This is a genomic window from Desertivirga brevis (assembly GCF_017355835.1).
Window position 1 is genome coordinate 1 of record NZ_JAFEWF010000017.1, and the last position, 21558, is coordinate 21558.

At 40.7% G+C, this 21558-nt stretch carries 19 protein-coding genes; 12 read left to right on the forward strand and 7 right to left on the reverse strand.

The window, feature by feature from the left end; genetic code table 11:
• The first annotated feature begins 135 nt into the window (after positions 1 to 135).
• Both J4N25_RS26210 and J4N25_RS26215 read left to right on the forward strand, forming a co-directional pair.
• Positions 136 to 1098 (forward strand): transketolase family protein, encoded by a 963-nt coding sequence (locus tag J4N25_RS26210; RefSeq protein WP_207424029.1) that lies wholly within the window; start codon positions 136 to 138, stop codon positions 1096 to 1098.
• A 312-nt stretch (positions 1099 to 1410) separates the two neighbouring features.
• Complete coding sequence (locus tag J4N25_RS26215; protein ID WP_207424862.1) at positions 1411 to 2076, forward strand: DUF6266 family protein; 666 nt, start codon at positions 1411 to 1413, stop codon at positions 2074 to 2076.
• A gap of 145 nt (positions 2077 to 2221) precedes the next feature.
• Here J4N25_RS26215 and J4N25_RS26220 read toward each other — a convergent pair whose 3' ends face one another.
• From J4N25_RS26220 to J4N25_RS26235, 4 genes are all read right to left on the reverse strand, one after another.
• Positions 2222 to 2407 carry a CsbD family protein gene (locus tag J4N25_RS26220; protein ID WP_207424863.1) on the reverse strand — a complete coding sequence of 62 codons (186 nt, stop codon included), beginning with the start codon at positions 2405 to 2407 and terminating at the stop codon, positions 2222 to 2224.
• A 74-nt stretch (positions 2408 to 2481) separates the two neighbouring features.
• On the reverse strand, positions 2482 to 4392 hold the full coding sequence (gene acs / locus J4N25_RS26225; protein WP_207424864.1) for an acetate--CoA ligase: 1911 nt from the start codon (positions 4390 to 4392) through the stop codon (positions 2482 to 2484).
• Entirely contained in the window at positions 4389 to 6347 is a 1959-nt protein-coding gene (locus J4N25_RS26230; protein WP_207424865.1) for a solute symporter family protein, read from the reverse strand. The genes acs and J4N25_RS26230 overlap by 4 nt, the downstream gene beginning before the upstream one ends.
• Positions 6344 to 6625 (reverse strand): DUF485 domain-containing protein, encoded by a 282-nt coding sequence (locus tag J4N25_RS26235; protein ID WP_207424866.1) that lies wholly within the window; start codon positions 6623 to 6625, stop codon positions 6344 to 6346. Before J4N25_RS26235 ends, J4N25_RS26230 begins: the two co-directional genes overlap by 4 nt.
• Positions 6626 to 6901: 276 nt before the next feature.
• On the opposite strand from J4N25_RS26235, the gene rpmB reads away from it, so the two are divergent.
• The 8 genes from rpmB (at position 6902) to J4N25_RS26275 (ending at position 13447) form a co-directional block, all read left to right on the forward strand.
• Entirely contained in the window at positions 6902 to 7135 is a 234-nt protein-coding gene (gene rpmB / locus J4N25_RS26240; protein WP_207424867.1) for a 50S ribosomal protein L28, read from the forward strand.
• A 20-nt stretch (positions 7136 to 7155) separates the two neighbouring features.
• Positions 7156 to 7338, forward strand: a complete 183-nt coding sequence (gene rpmG, locus J4N25_RS26245; protein WP_207424868.1) for a 50S ribosomal protein L33 — start codon at positions 7156 to 7158, stop codon at positions 7336 to 7338.
• 79 nt (positions 7339 to 7417) lie between these two features.
• Positions 7418 to 7579: a DUF4295 domain-containing protein gene (locus tag J4N25_RS26250; RefSeq protein ID WP_207424869.1), complete on the forward strand. Its 162-nt coding sequence runs from the start codon at positions 7418 to 7420 to the stop codon at positions 7577 to 7579.
• A 278-nt stretch (positions 7580 to 7857) separates the two neighbouring features.
• On the forward strand, positions 7858 to 8820 hold the full coding sequence (ftsY, locus tag J4N25_RS26255; RefSeq protein ID WP_207424870.1) for a signal recognition particle-docking protein FtsY: 963 nt from the start codon (positions 7858 to 7860) through the stop codon (positions 8818 to 8820).
• A 19-nt stretch (positions 8821 to 8839) separates the two neighbouring features.
• Positions 8840 to 9052: a hypothetical protein gene (locus J4N25_RS26260; RefSeq protein ID WP_207424871.1), complete on the forward strand. Its 213-nt coding sequence runs from the start codon at positions 8840 to 8842 to the stop codon at positions 9050 to 9052.
• Positions 9053 to 9373: 321 nt separating this feature from the next.
• The gene (gene rimO / locus J4N25_RS26265; protein ID WP_207424872.1) at positions 9374 to 10702 is read left to right on the forward strand and encodes a 30S ribosomal protein S12 methylthiotransferase RimO; all 1329 of its coding nucleotides are present in this window, start codon (positions 9374 to 9376) and stop codon (positions 10700 to 10702) included.
• A 49-nt stretch (positions 10703 to 10751) separates the two neighbouring features.
• Positions 10752 to 12344, forward strand: coding sequence for a bacillithiol biosynthesis cysteine-adding enzyme BshC (gene bshC / locus J4N25_RS26270; protein WP_207424873.1), 1593 nt, complete (start codon positions 10752 to 10754; stop codon positions 12342 to 12344).
• A 2-nt stretch (positions 12345 to 12346) separates the two neighbouring features.
• Positions 12347 to 13447 carry an Ldh family oxidoreductase gene (locus J4N25_RS26275; protein ID WP_207424874.1) on the forward strand — a complete coding sequence of 367 codons (1101 nt, stop codon included), beginning with the start codon at positions 12347 to 12349 and terminating at the stop codon, positions 13445 to 13447.
• 58 nt (positions 13448 to 13505) lie between these two features.
• Here the strand turns inward: J4N25_RS26275 and glgB are convergent, their stop codons facing one another.
• Both glgB and J4N25_RS26285 read right to left on the reverse strand, forming a co-directional pair.
• Positions 13506 to 15503 carry a 1,4-alpha-glucan branching protein GlgB gene (glgB, locus tag J4N25_RS26280; RefSeq protein ID WP_207424875.1) on the reverse strand — a complete coding sequence of 666 codons (1998 nt, stop codon included), beginning with the start codon at positions 15501 to 15503 and terminating at the stop codon, positions 13506 to 13508.
• 13 nt (positions 15504 to 15516) lie between these two features.
• Entirely contained in the window at positions 15517 to 17976 is a 2460-nt protein-coding gene (locus J4N25_RS26285; RefSeq protein ID WP_207424876.1) for a glycoside hydrolase family 31 protein, read from the reverse strand.
• Between the two features lie 336 nt (positions 17977 to 18312).
• Here J4N25_RS26285 and J4N25_RS26290 point away from each other — a divergent pair, with 336 nt between their 5' ends.
• Positions 18313 to 19302: a LuxE/PaaK family acyltransferase gene (locus J4N25_RS26290; RefSeq protein WP_207424877.1), complete on the forward strand. Its 990-nt coding sequence runs from the start codon at positions 18313 to 18315 to the stop codon at positions 19300 to 19302.
• A gap of 303 nt (positions 19303 to 19605) precedes the next feature.
• Here J4N25_RS26290 and tyrS read toward each other — a convergent pair whose 3' ends face one another.
• Positions 19606 to 20892 (reverse strand): tyrosine--tRNA ligase, encoded by a 1287-nt coding sequence (gene tyrS / locus J4N25_RS26295; protein WP_207424878.1) that lies wholly within the window; start codon positions 20890 to 20892, stop codon positions 19606 to 19608.
• A gap of 83 nt (positions 20893 to 20975) precedes the next feature.
• Between tyrS and J4N25_RS26300 the strand changes: the two genes are divergently transcribed.
• Positions 20976 to 21545, forward strand: coding sequence for an NUDIX domain-containing protein (locus J4N25_RS26300; protein ID WP_207424879.1), 570 nt, complete (start codon positions 20976 to 20978; stop codon positions 21543 to 21545).
• Positions 21546 to 21558: the final 13 nt, after the last annotated feature.

The window sequence follows — 21558 nt, forward strand, 5'->3', positions numbered from 1 at the left end:
ATTATTAGACCCTCAGCTTTGAGAGGTCAGCTTTGAGCTTCCTGCTCAAGCAAAATCTCGAAGGTTGATAGATGAACTTGAAACATTAGCATAGCTTACGCTAAAAGCTGGTGGTTCATATCTCACAGCTAAAAAATGAAGAAATACACTTTTACAGAAAAGAAAGATACACGTTCAGGATTTGGAGCGGGCTTATTGGAAGCTGGTAAAAAGAACCCTGAGGTAGTGGCACTGTGTGCCGACTTAGTTGGCTCACTAAAGATGGAAGCTTTTATTAAGGAGTTTCCTGAACGATTTTTCCAGATCGGTATTGCAGAAGCAAACATGATGGGTATTGCTGCTGGTATGACTATTGGAGGTAAAGTTCCTTTCACAGGTACTTTTGCTAACTTCTCTACCGGTCGTGTTTACGATCAGATCCGTCAGTCTATCGCTTATTCAGATAAGAACGTGAAGATCTGTGCTTCTCACGCAGGTTTAACCCTGGGAGAAGACGGAGCAACTCACCAGATCCTGGAAGATATCGGTATGATGAAAATGCTTCCCGGAATGACAGTGATCAACCCTTGTGATTACAACCAGACTAAAGCTGCAACTATGGCGATCGCCGAGCACCATGGTCCGGTTTACCTGCGTTTTGGTCGTCCGGTAGTTCCCATCTTCACTGATCCTGATCAGAAATTTGAGATTGGAAAAGCATGGATGGTGAACGAAGGCGCAGACGTAAGTATCTTCGCTACAGGTCACCTGGTATGGGAAGCCATTCAGGCAGGTGAAAAACTGGCAGAACTAGGTATCGATGCAGAAATCATCAACATCCACACCATTAAGCCATTAGACGCAGAAGCAGTACTGAAATCGGTAGCTAAAACAGGCTGCGTGGTAACAGCAGAAGAACACAACCGTTTAGGCGGATTGGGAGACAGCATCGCCCAGCTTCTTGCTCAGCATAATCCAACTCCACAAGAGTATGTAGCAGTGAACGACAGCTTCGGCGAAAGTGGTAAACCTGCAGAACTGATGACCAAATATGGTCTGGATGCAGAGCATATCATCAAAGCAGTTCAGAAGGTAATTGAAAGAAAGAAGAAGGCTTAACTAAAAATAAATAAATTCTGATAAAGGCACCTTGGGTATTTCCCTTTGGTGCCTTTATTATTTTCGAAGCACTACTATCCAAATCCCTTTCACATCCCCTCAAGTCATTTTAACTCTAAAGAAATAACAAAACTGATACCTTGTCCTGCTTTTAACCGTATCTAAACCATATCTGGACCGTATCTTGACCGACTTTCCACCGACAGGAGTTGGAAGAAATACGCTGGAGATAAAGTTAAAACGAATATCGTTTCAAGACAATAACAAAGTATTATATGAAATATTTTGTATTTTTGCAGAAACTAAACATTTATGGCGCATTACGATTTTGGACCATTAGGCCCCTTCCGGGGAAAGCTTGGCCATGTTGTAGGAAGCAGCTGGAAGGGGAAACCAAACCTTCGCAGTCTTCCTAAAAAATCAACAAAACCAACATCAGAAAGAAAAAAGAAATCTCAAACTGCTTTAACCTTTGTTTCAAAATGGCTTGCCCCCATAAATCAACTGGTTATGATCGGTTTTGATAGTTATAACCCTTCTATTACCGGAAGAATGTCAGCTCATTCATACAATGCAACTCACGCTTTGAGTAGCGGACCAGAAGGCTTTTCCATAGACTATAACAAGGCTCATTTTAGCATTGGAGACTTGCCTCACGCTCCGGATGCAAAAGCAGAATTGATAGATGAAGAGACGATTTCAATAACCTGGAATCCAGTATGCCTGAATGGAGCGGAAATTTCAGATGTACTGATGTATGCAATTTACTTTTCTGCAAACACAACTGCAGAGACGGGTATTGGTGGATATTGCAGAAGAGAAGGCAGTATGCTTTTAAAAATACCATCTCAATGCAGGGGTTTAAGAATGGAAGTTATGATAGCATTTAAATCAGTAACAAATACAAATGTGTCGACCAGTCAATATCTTGGATCTTTATTATTCAACCAGCCGTCTTCCATTCAAGATGCCTGCTAATGTTCAATCTAAGCCTTAAACACATGCTTAAAGGATGATAATTGTTTTGGATAGAAGATTATGCTACTTAAGTGTTCTAATTATAGATGGCATAAAAAAAGGCTGTCCCAGAAAAATTGAGACAGCCTATTATAATAGTGAAGTATTACAAACTTCTTAACCAGTCAATTACCTGCTCTCTGGTTTTACCAGTTTTATTCTGCAGACGGCCATAAAGTTCATCTTCTTGTCCTTCTTGGTAAGCTAAATCATCATCAGTAAGATCTCCATAAGCTTGTTTCGCCTTACCTTTCAATTCATTCCACTTACCTTTTAATTCTAATCTGTCCATTTCATTAGGTATTTGTTGTATCAAGAACAGATTATTAGTTGTAAATGTTTTATAAACTCTCGCTGATGATTCACCTACAATGCGCCCGATTTAATTTCTTCCACCACTGCTGGATCTAATAAAGTTGTAGTGTCTCCCAAGTTCGACGTATCACCCTCAGCGATCTTTCTGAGTATGCGGCGCATGATCTTACCGGATCTTGTCTTTGGCAGGCCCGAAACAAATTGAATTTTATCTGGCTTGGCAATCGCCCCAATAATACGTGTAACAGTCTGCAGGATATTTTTTCGGGTTAACTCTTGGTCGTGATTCGATTGACCGAGAATAACATAAGCATATACCCCCTGTCCTTTTATTTCATGAGGATATCCAACAACAGCACTTTCAACCACATCCGAGTGCATATTAATTGCATTCTCAACTTCGGCAGTTCCAATTCGGTGCCCGGATACATTCAATACATCGTCTACACGACCGGTAATCCGGTAATATCCATCCTCGTCACGAAGGCAACCATCTCCTGTGAAATACATATTCTCATAGGTAGAAAAGTAAGTCTGCCTGCAACGCTCATGATCTCCCCAGGTTGTCCTTAACATTCCCGGCCATGGAAACTTGATACAAAGATTTCCGGATACTCCATTCCCCTCAATTTCGTTACCGTTCTCATCCACTAATAAGGGCTGCACACCTGGTAAAGGCAATGTTGCGTATCCCGGTTTTGTTGGAGTTACTCCAGCAATTGGAGAGATCATGATACCTCCAGTTTCTGTTTGCCACCAAGTGTCGACAATTGGCGCTTTTCCACTTCCAATCTTTTCGTCAAACCAATGCCAGGCTTCTTCGTTGATCGGCTCTCCCACAGAACCTAATTTTGTAACAGAACTGAAATCTTTATCCCTTAGAGGCTCATCTCCAAAACTCATTAAAGAGCGTATTGCTGTTGGAGCAGTATACAGGATGTTAACCTTGTACTTCTCTACAATGTCCCAGAAGCGACCAGCAGTTGGCCAGGTTGGAATTCCTTCGAACATTAAAGTAGTAGCTCCCTGAGAAAGTGGACCGTAAACAATGTAGGAATGACCAGTAATCCATCCAATATCTGCAGTACAGAAATACACTTCATCTGGCTGATATTGAAATACGTTAGCAAATGTATAACCAGCATAAACCATATAACCACCGGTGGTGTGAACCACACCTTTAGGTTTCCCCGTAGAACCTGAGGTATAAAGGATGAACAGAACATCTTCTGCATCCATCTCTTCCACCGGACATTCAGGATTTCCCATCGTTTCTACCTTGCGTATCTCATCTTCCCACCAAACATCTCTTCCTTTAATCATTGAAACAGGCGTGCGACTGCGGGTTAAGACAATAACTTTCTGAACACTGCGGCACTGAACTAAAGCGTCATCTATTATACTTTTAAGAGGAATATCCTTGGTTCCGCGAAATCCACCATCAGCGGTGATCACTAAGGCACATTCAGCATCATTGATCCTGTCGGCAATAGACTGAGCAGAGAATCCGCCAAAAACCACTGAATGGATAGCACCAATCCTGGCACAGGCTAAAACAGCAATAGCTAGTTCAGGTACCATTGGAAGATATATACATACCCTGTCACCCTTTTTGACCCCATTATTTTTAAGCACATTACCAAATTGACAAACCTTATCGTGCAATTGCTTATATGTCAATACACGATGCGCCTCATCCGGATCATTTGGCTCCCAAATAATGGCAGGTTTATTAGCGAGGGTATTCAGATGCCTGTCGATACAGTTTTCTGTAATATTTAGCTTAGCACCCTGGAACCATTTTATATCAGGAGCTTTAAAATCCCAGTCTAAAACTTTATCCCATTTCTTGCGCCAATGAAATGTACTTGCGATATCTGACCAGAAGTTCTCTGGCTCTTTTACACTATAGTCGTAAACTCGTTTGTAGTTCTCAAAAGATTTTATCTGTAATAAACTCATGTTGAAATAATCTTTTTTCTATTATCAGGTTTTGATTCTGTAAGATTTATTTTAGTTGAATTGTCTTTTTGTGTAGCTAAAGAAATTAGATATGCTGCTAATACGGCTAAGGGAAATGAAATAACAGCGGGATTATCCAGTTTATGAATAGCATTTGCAGGATCAAGTCCGTACTTATCCCACATAGTCGGAGAGGTTAAAATGATGGCCAGCGAAACGACGATCCCCGTTACTATTGACCAGGCTATCCCTTTTGCCGTGGTCTTTTTCCAAAACAGCAAGAATAGAATGGCAGGTAAGTTGGCCGACGCAGCTATTGAAAATGCCCAGCCTACCAGGAAAGAAACATTCATTCCTTTAAATGCAATACCAAGAGCAATTGCCACCATCCCTACCGCAAAAGCTGAGATCTTGCCAGCCTGAACCTTTTTATTATCATTCAGGTCCATGCCAAAATAATTATGCATTAAATCATGAGCGATAGCACCGGAAGACGCTATAATAAGGCCAGCCACGGTACCAAGTATAGTTGCAAAAGCAACAGCGGAAATAATCGAAAATAATACCACTCCAAAGGCTCGGGCAAGCAAAGGGGCCGCCATATTGCTGCTTTCAACATCAAGTACCCCATTAACAGAAGCTCCGAGGCCCATAAATAAAGTTAAAACATAAAAAGCGCCGATGGCCGCAATTGCCAGAATGGTTGACTTTCTCGCATCGCGTTGGGACTTTACAGTATAATACCTTATCAGGATATGAGGAAGAGCCGCTGTTCCAAGAAAAAGAGCCAGCATCAGTGAAATAAAATCCATACGACTCCAGATGGTACCTCCTTTTCCTATTTTATACTTCAAACCAGGCAGCATAAAATCCTTCCCTGAAGTTGGGTTCTGGTAATAGACAGCTACCTTATTATTTCCATCTGAAAATTTAGATTCAGAGAAGCGTACTACTTCACTTTTTTCTATGGTAGATAGATACTCCAGAGGACCTAAGGCCCCAGTTTCTTTTACTTCCTTTCCATCGACCACAATTTTACTTAGATGACCAACGGGAAAAAATTTGGCGTTTGCTTTGGGTTCTCCGTTATATAAGGTAGTACCTGATGCTTGCTTTTCAATAGACAAAGCTTCTGTCAGCACAGGACGCTCGCTGTTCTTACTTAAATAGAACCACCTGCTGATACCTGCTTTTTCAAGTTTCACAAATGTTTTTCCTTTCACATCCTGTTGGGAAATAACTTTCCAGGTGCCGGCAGCAACAACTGTACTCCCAGAAAGTTGAGGTGCTATTTGTTCAAACTGGTGGTACCGTTGCTCTCCATGCTGCGGGTTAAGGGTTAAACCATTTTTAAGAATATAGATGGTGAGAGCAGTAGACAATAAAAGAAGTAGCCCACCCTTAATGAACTGTACGTAGGTAGTAGAGGTCATTCCCGCACTTGCAACAATTACAATTACGACAACTCCCACCAAGACCACCCCTACCCAATGCGGCAAGCCAAGTAAGGGAGTAACTAAGTCGCCCGCCCCAACCATTTGAGGTATTAAGTAAAAAATAGAAACAATCAGGGTGCTTATAGCAGCGGTTAAGGTAATTGCTCTGGAATTGAACGTTGAGTTAAGTGCATCAGTGAAAGTATATTTTCCCAATCGCTTCAAAGGTTCTGCTATTAGAAAAAGAGCAACGATCCAACCGGCCAGGAATCCCATTGAATACAGGAACCCATCAAAACCGAAAGTCGCAATCATTCCACAGATACCTAGAAAGGAAGCGGCTGACAGATAATCGCCAGCGAAAGCAATACCATTAACAGCCCAATGAATTTGCCCACCAGCTGCATAGTAAGAGGATGCTGATCTTGTTTTCCTTGCGAAATAAAAGGACAAGCCAAGTACGAGGCCGACGAAAACGAGGAAAAAAAACAGTGCTATGTAAGATATTCCGTAGATCATGACTTCTCCTCCTTATTTAATTCGTCCTCGTATCTCGAGCAGAAATTATTATACAAGATACCCAGTATTACAGCGAATAAAATGAGGCCGATACCATAAAAAAGAGCGAGGTTCAAACCTGCTATTACTTCTTTACTTAGAAGTTCATAGTTTAAAACTCCGATGGCGACAAACCCAGCGTAAAAAAACAGGTAGAGGAAGAAAAACCGGACACCCAGTTTTGCCTTCTTTTTTGAGGCATTGTCAACGCCCAGTTCTACAGCAGGTCCATGATGCATATAGATTTCAATTTTGCGGTTAGTACTATAATATAGGTTACAAATGCAGAAGATAGAAAGGGAAGCCCTATCTTTGCATTACATATTTCTCAGGGGCTTAAATTATAAATTTTTATCCTAAAGAAAAGTTAAATTCCTAAAATTTATCCTGCTTCATCCTGCTATATCCTCCCTTTAGAAATAAATAAAATAATATTGCATTTTTAGTTTTTTCTCCTGATATTTGCAAACTCTTTAAGAGACTGATATTTATACAACAAGATACACTACATAGTCATGTCGAGAATTTGTGATTTAACTGGGAAAGCGCCAATGAACGGTCACAACGTTTCTAACTCAAACGTTAAGACTAAGCGCAAATTTTATCCTAACCTTCAGGTAAAGAAATTTTACATCCCTGAGGAAAACCGTTGGATTACTCTGAAAGTTTCTACTTCAGCAGTAAAAACCATCAATAAAAACGGTATTAGTGCTGTAATTAGTAAATTCCTTAAAAAAGGATACGTTTAATTCTTTAAAAGAAACATAAAATGGCAAAGAAAGGTAACAGAGTTCAGGTGATTTTAGAATGCACTGAACAAAAAGAAAGTGGCGTACCTGGGATGTCTCGTTATATCTCTACAAAAAACAAAAAGAACACTACTGAGCGTTTAGAGTTGAAAAAATTCAACCCTTTCCTTAAGAAAGTAACAATTCACAAAGAAATTAAATAATTAAGGATAGAATGAATGAATGACAGAAGAATAAAAAATTCACTCGGTCACTCATTCATCATTCAATCATTATAAAAAGATGGCAAAGAAAGTAGTTGCAACCCTAAAAACTGGTAAAGGTAAAGAATACTCTAAAGTAATTACCATGGTGAAATCACCTAAAACCGGCGCTTACTCTTTTAAAGAAATCATTGTTCATAACGACCACGTTAAAGACGCAATTGCTGATTCAAAAGCTTAATAAGCTCAGTAGTTAAAATTCTTTAAAAAAACATAAAGCCGTCCCGATAAATATCAGGAAGGCTTTTTTTATGAAAGTTTAATTTGTTTCTATTGAGGCTATTAATTGTTTTCAAAGGCCTCAAGGAGTCGCTTCGCTAAGTTTTAATATCCATAAAGGACCTGCTAATGTGTTCCCTATTTTAGCAGAAATCTTCTTTGCGGTTTTTTTGTATAACTGATAGCGAGTTAGAATAGTTATATTGCGCTGTAAACATCTATATTCTGCATATATAAGCAATGGGATTATTTGATTTTTTCAAAAAGAAAGAAACACCGAAGGAAGAACAGGAAGCTCTGGACAAAGGGCTTGAGAAAACTAAAGAAGGACTTTTTTCAAAGCTCACCAAGGCAGTAATTGGCAAATCAACAGTTGATGAGGATGTGCTGGATGAACTGGAAGAGATACTTGTGACTTCAGATGTTGGTGTTACCACTACTTTGAAAATCATTGAGCGCATTGAAGAGCGTGTGGCCAGGGATAAATATGTAAGTACTTCTGAACTTAATGGGATACTGAGAGAGGAAATTCAGAACCTCTTGTCAGAAAATAACAGTAACGATTTCCAAAGCTTCGAATATGGCCATCATAAGCCTTATGTAATTATGGTTGTTGGCGTAAACGGAGTTGGTAAAACTACGACCATTGGTAAGCTGGCACACAAATTAAAACAGGCAGGAAATAAGGTAGTACTTGGAGCTGCAGATACCTTCAGAGCTGCTGCAGTTGACCAGCTGAAACTTTGGGGAGAACGTGTAGATGTGCGCGTTGTGGCACAGCCGATGGGATCAGATCCGGCTTCAGTTGCTTTTGATACTCTTCAATCAGCTGTGGCTAATGGAGAAGATGTTGCTATAATTGATACAGCTGGCCGGTTACATAATAAGGTAGCCTTGATGAACGAGCTTACAAAGATCAAAAATGTAATGCAAAAAGTTGTTCCTGGTGCCCCTCATGAAATCTTGTTGGTGCTGGATGCCTCCACTGGGCAGAATGCAATTGAGCAGTGCAAACAATTTACGCAGGCAACTGACGTCAATGCGCTTGCATTAACCAAACTGGATGGAACAGCAAAAGGCGGTGTGGTAATTGGAATTTCAGATCAGTTCAAAATTCCGGTTAAATACATTGGAGTAGGAGAAGCCATGAACGATTTGCAGCTGTTCAATAAGAAAGACTTTGTAGAGTCGTTATTTAAGTAGGTTTTACTTATTTTTAGTTATGGCTAGTATCATTATACATACTACTAATGACCAGGACATTTCTCTTTTGCAAGAGCTTGCGACCAAAATGGGCTTTAAATCTCAAGTTCTAGATAATGAAGCAAAAGAAGAATTAGTTATTGCACAAGCGATCGAAGAAAATGATCCCGCTGACCATCTTCAGTTTAACGAGGCACTTGAGTATTATAAAGGTCTTGATAAGGCTCGATAATGAATGCTCATTACAATAAGGTTTTCCTGAAAGAACTTGCCGCAGTGCCTTCTAAGGTCAGAGCCAAAATTGAAAAACTTGTTTTTGAGGATATAAAGGGGCTTAGTCAACTACATGATATACCCTCCTTAAAAAAGCTCTCGGGTTTTAACAATTTCTATCGAATATGGGTCGGAGATTATCGGCTTGGAATTAGATAGTTGGCGACGATATTTTTTTCGAAAGAGTTTTACACAGAAAAGAGATTTACAAGCGCTTTCCCTGAAACATTTTATTTAGCATACCTTATAACGTCTGAACAGATGTTTATCATATTCATTCATGAAAACTAAGAAAACAATATCCACTATAAGTAAACCGAGAGTAAATGTTATTACACTGGGTTGTTCTAAAAACGTTTACGACTCGGAAGTTCTTATGGGGCAACTGAAAGGTAACGCAATGGACGTAGTGCACGAGGCTGAAAAAGTGGGTAAAGATGATATTGTTGTAATTAATACCTGTGGCTTTATTGACAATGCAAAGCAGGAATCAATAGACACTATTTTACAATACAGCGAACTTAAGGAAAAAGGTAAGGTTGGAAAGGTGATTGTTACCGGTTGCCTTTCCGAAAGGTATAAACCTGAACTAGAGGCTGAAATAACGAACGTAGATGCGTACTTCGGTACGAACGACCTTCAGAATATCCTTTCCAGTTTAGGTGCTGATTACAAGTACGAATTAATCGGAGAGCGACTATTAACTACTCCATCCCATTTCGCGTACTTTAAGATTGCCGAAGGCTGTAACCGCCCATGTTCATTCTGCGCCATTCCTTTGATGCGTGGCAAGCACTTATCGAAGCCGATTGAGGAACTTGTAAAAGAAGCTCAGGGTTTAGTTCGTAATGGAACAAAGGAACTTATTTTGATTGCTCAGGATTTAACTTATTACGGCCTTGATCTATATGGTAAGCGTCGTCTTGATGATCTTCTACGTAACCTTTCTGACGTAAATGGGGTAGAGTGGATCCGTTTGCAATATGCTTACCCTTCAGGGTTCCCTATGGAGATCCTCGATGTAATGAACGAGCGTGAGAACATCTGTAATTATTTAGATATGCCATTACAGCATATCTCTGATAATATGCTAAAATCCATGCGCCGCGGGATCACGAAGCAAAAGACTACTGATCTCGTTAATGAGATCCGGGATAAAGTGCCAAATATCGCTTTGAGAACGACCTTGATCTGCGGATACCCTGGCGAGACAGAGCAAGACTTCCAGGAGATGAAACAATGGGTTGAGGAAACAAAGTTTGACCGCCTGGGATGTTTCACCTATTCTCATGAAGAAAAAACACATGCTCACACATTAGAGGATAATGTTCCTCAGGAAGTGAAAGAGCGACGTGTTGAGGAAATAATGGAAGTTCAACAAGGAATTTCCTTTGATATAAATCAGGAAAAAGTTGGCAAAACATTTAAGGTTTTAATTGACAAAAAAGAAGGTGATTACTTCGTTGGCCGGACAGAGTTTGACTCTCCAGAGGTTGATAATGAGGTGCTTCTTCATGCAAGTTCTAATTATTCTACCGTAGGAAGCTTTGTAAATGCAAAGATTGAACGGGCGGAAGATTTCGACCTGTATGGACAAATTGTCAAATAATAAAAGGACAAAGGGGAATGTTTTAAATTCCCCTTATTTTAGTCCATTCATGAAAGCCACTTATATAAATTACAGCGATACTAAAAGCTTCTCTCCTACTATATTAAGCTACCTGGCACATGACCCTAACCTGAATCCTTTCATCTCATACTTTCCTACGCTTGATAACTTTGGAAAACTGTTGCATGAAAGAAAAGTAGGTGCAGACAGAACGATCTTAGTTGAAACACTGTTGAATCAATATTCCAGGTTGAAAACCACCCTTTCGGCTGCTGTTCAAAAAAATATAGAACTACTACGAGACGAAAAGACGTTCACAGTAACAACAGGTCATCAGCTTAACATCTTCACCGGACCATTATATTTCATTTATAAGATTGTAACGGCGATAAATCTTGCTAAAGAGCTCAAGCTTGCTTATCCTGATAAAGATTTTGTACCTGTTTACTGGATGGCTTCAGAAGATCATGACTTTGCGGAAATTAATCATACAAGCCTTCTCGGAAGAAAGATAAGTTGGGATAGTGAAGTATCAGGAGCAACCGGAAAAGTTGATCCCTCTACGATAAGGGAGGCGCTAAGAGAATATCAACAGGTACTTGGGGTTTCTGATAATTCTGCGAAGCTATCTGCTATAATTGAGCAGGCATACTTGCACCATAACACCCTGGCCGACGCTACGAGGTACCTTGTCAATGCTTTATTCGAGAGTTACGGGCTTCTGGTAGTTGACGCAGATGAGAAATTATTAAAGCAACAGTTTGCCTCTATCATGGAGGAAGATATTATTAATCAAAGAAGCTTTAGCTTAATAAACCAGACTAGTTCAAACTTGGCTCAGGCAGGTTTTAACACTCAGGTTAATGCCCGTGAGATAAATTTCTTCTATATGATAGAAGGTGTTCGTGAACGGATAGTATTCGAGAACGGAAAATATTATGTTTTGAACACGGAGTTAAAGTTCTCTAAAGAAGAACTTCAACAGGAAATAAAAGCCTACCCTGAGCGGTTCAGCCCTAATGTAATAATGCGGCCTTTGTACCAGGAAGTGATACTACCCAATCTAGCTTATATAGGTGGAGGGGCTGAAATAGTATACTGGCTGCAACTGAAATCTAACTTTGATTTTTATAAGATCGATTTTCCTATACTTCTTCTAAGAAACTCTGCGCTGATCACCCACGAAGAGTTTACTAACAAACTTTGCCGTCTTCAAATCTGTCATAAAGACATTTTTAGACCTGCAGAAGAATTGAAAAAGGAATGGGTCATAAACCACTCCAATCATACTTTAAACCTTTCAGCGGAATGGGTAGAGTTGAATTCTATTTTTGAAAAGATAAAACTTCGTACTTATAAAATAGATCCTACTTTAAGTCCCAGCACTGAAGCTGTAAAGGTTCGGTTGCAGAAAGCGATCAATAATCTTGAAAAGAAGATGATTAAGGCCGACGTTCGCAATCATGATGAAATACTTGAAAAGATCGATAGCCTTAGAAGCAAATACTTCCCGGGGAATGGTCTACAAGAACGGATTGAAAATTTTGCTTGCTTCTACATCAAACATGGCGACGGTTTTATTGAAGAATTAGTTCGTCATTTTAAACCTCTCGACTTCAAGTTCACTATTCTTGAACCTTAAATATGAACTCTATTATTTTTCAGGAAGACAAACTGCGAAAATTTACAGAAGCAGTTTTTGAGAAAATAGGCTGTTCTGCCGAACATTCATCACTGGCAGCAGATGTACTACTAGCATCGGATTTGCGAGGGATAGACTCTCACGGAGTGGCGCGTTTAAGCGGATATGTACGCCTATACCAAAAGGGAAGAATTAATCCTAACCCTAATATTACCATAGCCCACGAGACAGCAACAACAGCAACAGTGGATGGAGATGGCGGACTTGGCCTGGTTGTAGCTCCTTTCGCAATGAAGCTAGCGATAGAAAAGGCCGAGACATACGGTTCGGGTTGGGTATCTGTAAGGAATTCCAATCACTTCGGTATTGCTGGTTACCATGCACTGGAGGCCGTTAAAAAAGACATGATTGGTTTTGCAATGACCAACGCAAGTCCTTTAGTTGCTCCTACATTTACAACGGAAAGGCTTTTAGGAACAAATCCAATGTGTTATGCATTCCCAGCAGGAAAACACGAACCAGTAGTGGTTGATATGGCCACAGCAGCTGCAGCAAACGGAAAGTTGGAAATTGCACAAAGAGCAGGAAAACCAATTCCTGAAGGCTGGGTTCAAACGCAGACCGGAGAAAACACAACAGACGCACATGCTTTGAAAACAGGTGGCTCTTTATTAACGCTTGGTAGCGATAGAGACCATGGCAGTCATAAAGGCTTTGGACTAAGTGCAACAGTAGATATATTATCTGCAGTTCTTTCCGGTGCCAATTATGGGCCTTGGGTTCCTCCTTTTGTCGCGTTTCTAGACCCTCTTCCAGATTTACCGGGACAAGGTATAGGACATTTTCTGGGAGCTATGCGGGTTGACGGGTTTAGACCAATAGAAGAGTTTAAAGCCCATATGGATAACTGGATTGAACGCTTCAAGTCAGCTAAGCCTATTGATGCTGCGCAGCCTGTTATTATTCCGGGGGAACCAGAATCGGAAGCAGAAAGAGAAAGGAAGATAAGCGGTATACCATTGGTAGAACCGGTAGTGAGAGATCTGGATGAGCTAGCAGTAAGTTTGGGAATAGCTGCCTTGTCAGAATTTAAGACTGTATAAAATAAATAGTATAAAACTAAAAAAGCTCCTCGTTAAGGAGCTTTTTTAGTTTTATGGACTACCAAAACTTGGCGGTTCTGTTGAATCGTTTAAGGACCAATCCCGATAAGGGTGGCAAATCAAGCAAGGCAGATTGAGATCTTCCGTGCCAATGAATCGGATCAGTAGATACTTTTGATTTTATCTCAAAACCACTTCCGTAGAACTTAGGGTCGTCAGAGTTAAATATTACCTCCCAATCTCCATGATGAGGCAAGCCCACACGGTAATCTTTTCTTGGAATTGGAGTAAGGTTTAATACAATTACCAATTTAGTATTTTCTGTATTTCCCTTCCGGCAATAGGCTAAGACTGAATTTTCTGAGTCTCCAACCTCAATCCATTTAAATCCTTCCCACTCGAAGTTCTTCTCATAAAGACCCGGCTCTGTTCTGTAAAGATTGTTTAAACCCTTAATCAGTTCTTGTATCCCTTTGTGCGGAGCGAAGTCGAGCAAGTGCCAGTCGAGCGAATGGTTCACATTCCATTCAGAAGTTTGACCAAACTCATCTCCCATAAACAAAAGTTTTGCTCCAGGATGTGTGAACATGTAAGTATACAGGGTACGCAGGTTAGCGAACTTCTGCCATTCATCTCCAGGCATTTTGTATGCCATCGACTTTTTCCCGTGCACCACTTCGTCGTGAGAAAGTGGCAGCATGAAGTTTTCGGTGAAGGCGTATACCGTACTGAAAGTGATTTGCCCGTGATGATATTTACGGTTCAGGGGATCCTGTTGAAAGTACTTCAGGGTATCATTCATCCAACCCATCATCCACTTCATTCCAAATCCTAATCCTCCGCTAAATACGGGGCGACTTACCCCTGGAAATGCGGTTGACTCTTCAGCAATGGTTTGAACATCCGGAAAATGGCTGTACACTGCTATATTGAATTCCTTAAGGAAACTTATAGCTTCAAGGTTCTCTCTTCCTCCATATTGGTTTGGAATCCACTCTCCCTCTCTTCGTGAATAATCACGGTAGAGCATAGAAGCTACCGCATCTACGCGTAATCCATCCACGTGGAAACGCTCGAGCCAAAAGATTGCATTACTTATAAGGAAAGCACGGACTTCATTTCTTCCATAATTGAAGATGTATGATTTCCAGTCGGGATGATATCCCTCTTTTTCATCAGCATGTTCATATAAATGCGATCCATCGAAACGGAACAATCCATGAATATCACCCGGAAAGTGAGAAGGAACCCAGTCCATAATAACGCCTATTCCGTTCACGTGCAATTGCTCGATCAGATACATCAGGTCTTGCGGAGTTCCATAGATAGATGAAGCCGCGAAATACCCTGTTATCTGATAGCCCCAAGACGGATAGTAGGGATGCTCCATCAGTGGCATGAACTCGACATGAGTAAAGCCCATTTCCTTTACGTAGGGTACCAGCTTATCAGCCATCAAGCGGTATCCCAGGTATTTCTCAGGATCTTCGGGGCTGCGCAACCATGAGCCCAGGTGCACCTCATAAACGGAGTAGGGCTTATTCAGGCTGTTATGCTCGTAACGATGCTGCATCCATTCGGCATCTTTCCATTCATACCAAGTATCCCAAACTATTGAAGCTGTTCTTGGTGGTTGTTCCCATCTAAGAGCATAAGGATCGGATTTTTCGAGGTCCTCTCCCTGATTTGACTTTATAAAGTACTTATATACTTCGCCGTTTCCAATTTCAGGAATAAAGCCTTCCCATATTCCTGAGCTATCCCAGCGCACGAATAACTGATGAGCTCCTTTGTTCCAGCCATTGAAGTTACCAATAACAGAAACAGAACTGGCATTGGGTGCCCATACAGCGAAATAAGTACCAACACGGCCCTCGAGTTCCATTACATGAGACCCTAATTTTTCATAAAGCTTGTAATGTTTTCCCGCTCTGAATAAATGTATGTCGAAGTCTGTAAACCTAGTAAAAGGCCTTACATGGTTTTCGGTTGGTTTTACTTCTGGTTCTGCCAGAAGTATTTCTGTGGCCGCAGGTTTCTTTTTCGACTTACTCATGCTTATTTACCATTTATTTTAAGATCTCGATATTTCTGAAATTTTTGTTTGCTCTTATAATTACACGTTTTAATTCATCAAAGCTTAACTCCTGCTGCTGTTCCTTCCCGTCAATGTAAACCTTGCTTGGTAAAAACGGCAATCCTATCAATTTCAATTCATAAGTCTCGTAACGGGGCGTGTATAATCCCTCAGAAAACTGTTTGATATTTAAACTTGTGGCATCTCCTTTTACTACAAACTTCTTCTCTGTGTAGATGTCTTGCTCGTAAGCAAACGTATCTCCATGGTCCTCATAATAGAATGAGTTCACCTCATAGTCTGCATAATAGATCTGGAATTTGATCTCATCAGGTTCAATTTCACCCACGTACTGCATTAATGGCCACTCAGGGATAACAGCACCAGCCTTAACGAAGATTGGCATGCTGTCTAAAGGTGTTTGCACGGTATGTTCCATTCCACCTTCATACTCCTCATGGCTCCAATAGTCAAACCACTTACCTTTCGGCAAGTATACAACTTTTGACTTTTGACCAGGCTGCATTACAGGTGAAATAAGAATTTTATCACCAAATGTAAATTCTTCTTCACGATGCAGGTTCAGTCTCACATCCTGTTCTATCATCACTACCGGGCGAAGAATTGGGAATCCATAGCGGTGCTGTTCCCAGAACGCTGAATAGATGTATGGGAGTAACCTGTACCTTAGCTCTATGAATTTCCTGTTAATGTCTTCATAGTCCTTACCAAAACTCCATGGCTCACGTTCACGGGTATCTCCGGCAGAGTGAGCGCGCATGAAAGGAGTGAATACACCTAACTGGATCCAGCGGGTAAATAGTTCACCGTCTGGCTCTCCTGTAAATCCACCAATGTCAGTTCCACAGAAGGAAATACCGGAAACCGATAAACGCTGGCACTGTAACGCGGCCAATTTCAAATGATCCCATGATGCCAGGTTATCCCCTGTCCACACAGAAGAATAACGTTGTACTCCAGAATACCCAGCTCTGGTTATGGTAAACGGACGCTTATTTTTCTGAAGTTTCTTGAGGCCTTCGTAAGTAGCCCTCACCATTTGCATTCCATAAACGTTATGGGCTTTACGGTGAGATCCGCGATGACCATCGTATTGGTGGCGCACATCGTTAGGGAATGTTCCTGAACCAAACACAGCAGGTTCGTTCATATCATTCCACACTCCTGCTACACCAACTTCTACCAGCTCTTTGAACAAACCACCCCACCAAGTTCTAACATCTGGGTTAGTAAAATCCGGGAACTGGCATCTTCCTGGCCAAACGTGGCCTTCCATGAAATAGTCATCACTACGGCGGCAGAAATATTTATTTTCCTTTCCTTCACGGAATACCCAGTAATTGTCGTCAACCTTGATCCCTGGGTCGATAATTACTACAGTTTTAAAACCATCATCAGACAGTTCCTTCACCATTCGTTTAGGATCCGGGAAGTACTTCTTGTTCCACGTAAAACAACGGTACCCATCCATGTAATCTATATCAAGATAGATAGCATCACAAGGTATCTTTCTATCACGGAAGTTCTTAGCCAGGTTCTTCACCTTGCTTTCCGGATAATAACTCCAACGGCATTGATGGAAACCAAGTGTCCATTGAGCAGGCATCGGGTGCGTTCCAGTTAAAGTATGATAGCGCTTTACCACGTCCATCATATGAGGCCCATGTATGTAATAATATTGGAGCTCGCCTCCATCTGCCCAGAAACTCGTTTTATCGTGCTCCTGATGTGCAAAATCGAAGTGGGTCTTATATGTATTATCAAAGAAGATACCGTATGCTACACCTTCATTTAACCCAATGTAGAAAGGAATCGAGCGATACAAAGGATCCTGATCGCGGGCGAAAGAGTAGGTGTCGGTATTCCAGTTCTGGAACCTACGACCTTTAATATTGAAAGCAGAAGGCTTGTCGCCCAATCCGTAGAAGTTTTCGTCGGCAGGACATTTCTTCGTACAGAAAACATAATACCCCCCAAAATCAACGTTCTCCTCCCAGTGCATAGGGATCTGGTCTTCGTTAGTTACTAGACCAAGGTTGTCTTCAAAGGATATATGAAAGTCTGCTTTATTTATTTTACAGATTACTGTATTGGTTTTTACTTTGTAGAACTCCTCATCTTCGTCAAATGAGAATACGGTAACCCGTTGGTCAAGATTGCTTACAGCATAAGAGAATTCTTCAAGAAAGGTGCCATGGGGAGCCAACCTTACCCGTATTATCTCATCACTCACAACCCTTACTTCTACACGGGCTTCACCGTCGGAGAAATAAAAATTATTCCCGTTCTGCACGTACTCCTTTACGGCTTTCAGATATCGTTTTTCAATCGGTGTTAATCCTATAATAGGATTGTTGACGTGTTGAACACCTTCCTCCAACTGCTCGAGACTGAACTCGGGCAGAGATTCCTTGTTTTCTTTTTCTACCATTAAAGTTAAATAACTTTGCTTGTAATCTATAGCTACAAATTACCAGCTAATAAACTAAAGACGCCCTAGTAACGGCTATAGTCGCTAATTGTTCACAAAACTGTACAATTTAGAACAGTTTTAATGTACGGGCTAAATATAATTAAAACTACAAATAACTACAGAACAATCGTCTAGCAATGTTAATAAATTCCCAAACATTAGAAGGCTGAAATGAAATGTTATTAGCCTTCTTCACTCTTTTTTAAAAATGTCGCATTCTACATCAAAACTATGAGCATTTAAAAGGATAATATCCTTATTAATCTTACTAATTTTGCGTCTTATCTTTACAATGTGAGTAACTTTTCGACAGAGGGTATCTTCTCTATTCAATCTCCGGAAGCTTTTGAGCACCAAGCCCTTGATATTTTCAGATATCAGGCAAAAGAAAATAAAGTATACTCGGCATTTGTTAATGGATTGAACATTGATGCAAGCAAGGTCCGTTCTATTGAGCAAATTCCTTTTCTCCCTATTGAGTTCTTCAAAAGCCATCGTGTTATTACAGGCGATGTAACTGGCGCTGAAACTATATTCTCCAGCTCCGGAACTACAGGCATGTCTCAAAGTAAACATTTAGTTAAAGACATCGGGTTATACGAACAGAGTTTCAAAAAAGGTTTTGAAATATTGCACGAAAATATTACTGATATTACAATTCTGGCCTTGCTTCCCAGCTATCTTGAACGTGATGGCTCATCTCTAATCTACATGGTTGATTCTCTTATCAGGGCAACTCAAAATGTAGACAGTGGATATTATCTATATAACCATGAGGAGCTTTATCAGAAACTGCAGCTTTTGAAGCAGCAAAAGAGGAAAGTGATATTGATAGGAGTTACTTATGCCCTATTAGATTTTATTGAGGTTTATGAAGTTACCTTCCCTGAGCTGATGGTGATGGAAACCGGGGGAATGAAAGGTAAGAGAAAGGAGATGATCCGGGAAGAACTGCATAGCTTACTTACGGCCGGTTTTGGTGTTTCGAAGATCTATTCTGAGTATGGTATGACGGAGTTGTTATCTCAGGCTTATTCCAAAGGTGATGGAATTTTTGAGTGCCCTGCATGGATGAAAGTGTTAATAAGAGACACTAATGATCCCTTGTCTTATTTGTCTAGTGGTCAAACCGGTGGAATCAATGTGATTGATCTGGCTAATGTATACTCTTGTTCGTTTATTGCTACCCAGGATTTAGGGAAGGTGTATGATGATGGGAGGTTTGAAGTACTGGGAAGGTTTGATAATAGTGATATAAGGGGTTGTAATTTGTTGGTGCAATAAGGTTTTTTATGAGCACGATTTTATATGAGCACGAATTAGGGGAATTTACACGAATTCTCACGAATGCATGGCGAGTGATTGAAAAGTGCTAATTACTCAGATTTAACGAAGCTAAGTTCAAGTAGTGAAAAGCACGAATTACACTAATTTCACTAAGCATAGTTCAAGAAGCGAAAAGCACAATGCAAGCGAAATACACAAGTATAGTTCAAAACGGCGTCTAGGAAGTGTAATTCGTGTAATTCGTGTAATTCGTGTAATTCGTGTAATTCGTGTAATTCGTGTAATTCGTGTTTATTATTTTTATTCAGCTATCAAAAGGAAGTAATTCTTCTTTCCCTTCTGAGCGATTAAATATTTGCCTTTCACGAGGCTCGCTGCAGTAACATTCTCAGAAGCATCACCTATCTTTTGCCTGTTTATCGAAACTCCTCCACCCTGAATCATCTTACGTGCCTCTCCTTTTGACGGGAACACCTTTGTTTTTTCAGCTAAAAGATCGGTTGCAGAGATACCTCCCGCTAACTCCTCTTTTGAAACAGGGAACTGTGGGATTCCTTCAAATACCTCTAAAACCTCATCCTCAGATAAGCTCTCAAGAAAATCTACAGACTCGTTACCAAAAAGAAAGCCAGAGGTCTTTAATGCAGTTTGCAAGGCCTCTTCCGAATGGGTCCGGACAGTAATTTCAGCAGCTAGAGCTTTTTGAAGCACCCTTAAATGCGGTGCTGCATCGTGTTCTTGTTCAATCGCTTCTATCTCTTCTTTTCCTTTTAATGAGAAGATCCTTATCCAGTTCTTCGCATCTTCATCAGCTGCATTTAACCAGAACTGATAGAATTTATATGGGGACGTTTTCTTTGGATCGAGCCACACGGCTCCACTTTCGGTCTTTCCGAATTTGGTCCCGTCAGACTTTTTGATGAGCTGTGTAGTTATTGCGAAAGCAGTTCCTGCATCTTTACGACGAATCAACTCAGTACCGGTAACAATATTGCCCCACTGGTCTGATCCTCCCATTTGTACAATACAATTCTTATTTTTCCAAAGCCAGTAGAAGTCGTAACCCTGCACCAACTGATAAGTAAATTCAGTAAAGGACATGCCGGTCTCTCCCTCCAAACGCTTTCTCACCGAATCCTTCGCCATCATGTAATTCACGGTGATGTGTTTACCCACATCGCGGATGAAATCAAGGAAATTAAAGCTCTTGAACCAGTCGTAATTGTTCACCATCTCCGCAGCATTTGCAGCATCACTATCAAAATCGAGGAACTTCTTTAGCTGAGACTTCAGCGCATTAACATTTTTCGTAAGAGCATCCTCAGATAGCAAATTACGCTCGGCTGACTTCCCTGAGGGGTCGCCCACCATTCCTGTTGCGCCACCCACTAAAGCAACTGGTTTATGACCTGCCCTTTGAAAATGGATAAGCGTCATAATTTGGGTAAGATGGCCAACATGAAGAGAATCCGCAGTCGGATCAAAACCTATATAGCCTGAAACCATTCCTTTATTCAGTTCCTCTTCAGTTCCGGGCATGATATCATGAAGCATGCCTCTCCAACGTAATTCTTCTACAAAATTCATCTTTAGGGGTATTAATAAGGACTGCAAAGATAGAAGAATTGAGAAATTAAAAACTCACCTATACTTCACATTGTTAGTATTACATGCCAGACATCAAAATCCTTGAAAGACGAACTTTATCAGAACATCACGGCAAGCTCGAGTCGATAAGTATTGAGAAGAAACATAATGGAGAAACACAAACTCTAGAAAGAGTGCTCTTTCATCGCCCCCCTGCAGCTGCAATTTTACTGTACGACCAGGCCAGAAAATCAGTGATCCTTACCAAGCAATTTCGATTGCCTGTTTATCTAGATAACAACCAGCAGCTTCTTGAAGCGTGTGCAGGTCTATTAGACGAAGGAGAATTGCCGGAACACGCTATCGTTCGTGAAGTGGAAGAAGAAACTGGCTTCAGAATTTCAGAAATAGAAAAAGTGGCTGAAGGTTACACTTCTCCATCTTCTTTTACAGAATACGTTCACTTCTTCGTTGGCAAATACACTCCTGATATGCGTATTGCACAGGGAGGCGGCTTAAAAGAGGAAGGTGAATATATCGACGTACTGGAGTTCACAGGAGAGGAAATAAGACATAAGCTACGTACAAACGAAGTAAAAGACGTAAAAACAATCCTTTTGCTTCAACATGCCTTACTGAACAACCTGATTTAATCACAAAAATTCC

Coding starts and splice junctions, on each gene's coding strand:
- rpmG (WP_207424868.1), top strand. CDS start 7,156: ATGGCAAAGAAAGGTAACAGAGTTCAGGTGATTTTAGAATGCACTGAA.
- glgB (WP_207424875.1), bottom strand. CDS start 15,503: ATGAGTAAGTCGAAAAAGAAACCTGCGGCCACAGAAATACTTCTGGCA.
- J4N25_RS26275 (WP_207424874.1), top strand. CDS start 12,347: ATGAACTCTATTATTTTTCAGGAAGACAAACTGCGAAAATTTACAGAA.
- J4N25_RS26210 (WP_207424029.1), top strand. CDS start 136: ATGAAGAAATACACTTTTACAGAAAAGAAAGATACACGTTCAGGATTT.
- acs (WP_207424864.1), bottom strand. CDS start 4,392: ATGAGTTTATTACAGATAAAATCTTTTGAGAACTACAAACGAGTTTAC.
- J4N25_RS26215 (WP_207424862.1), top strand. CDS start 1,411: ATGGCGCATTACGATTTTGGACCATTAGGCCCCTTCCGGGGAAAGCTT.
- rimO (WP_207424872.1), top strand. CDS start 9,374: ATGAAAACTAAGAAAACAATATCCACTATAAGTAAACCGAGAGTAAAT.
- J4N25_RS26260 (WP_207424871.1), top strand. CDS start 8,840: ATGGCTAGTATCATTATACATACTACTAATGACCAGGACATTTCTCTT.
- J4N25_RS26220 (WP_207424863.1), bottom strand. CDS start 2,407: ATGGACAGATTAGAATTAAAAGGTAAGTGGAATGAATTGAAAGGTAAG.
- J4N25_RS26230 (WP_207424865.1), bottom strand. CDS start 6,347: ATGATCTACGGAATATCTTACATAGCACTGTTTTTTTTCCTCGTTTTC.
- bshC (WP_207424873.1), top strand. CDS start 10,752: ATGAAAGCCACTTATATAAATTACAGCGATACTAAAAGCTTCTCTCCT.
- tyrS (WP_207424878.1), bottom strand. CDS start 20,892: ATGAATTTTGTAGAAGAATTACGTTGGAGAGGCATGCTTCATGATATC.
- J4N25_RS26300 (WP_207424879.1), top strand. CDS start 20,976: ATGCCAGACATCAAAATCCTTGAAAGACGAACTTTATCAGAACATCAC.
- rpmB (WP_207424867.1), top strand. CDS start 6,902: ATGTCGAGAATTTGTGATTTAACTGGGAAAGCGCCAATGAACGGTCAC.
- J4N25_RS26235 (WP_207424866.1), bottom strand. CDS start 6,625: ATGCATCATGGACCTGCTGTAGAACTGGGCGTTGACAATGCCTCAAAA.
- J4N25_RS26285 (WP_207424876.1), bottom strand. CDS start 17,976: ATGGTAGAAAAAGAAAACAAGGAATCTCTGCCCGAGTTCAGTCTCGAG.
- ftsY (WP_207424870.1), top strand. CDS start 7,858: ATGGGATTATTTGATTTTTTCAAAAAGAAAGAAACACCGAAGGAAGAA.
- J4N25_RS26250 (WP_207424869.1), top strand. CDS start 7,418: ATGGCAAAGAAAGTAGTTGCAACCCTAAAAACTGGTAAAGGTAAAGAA.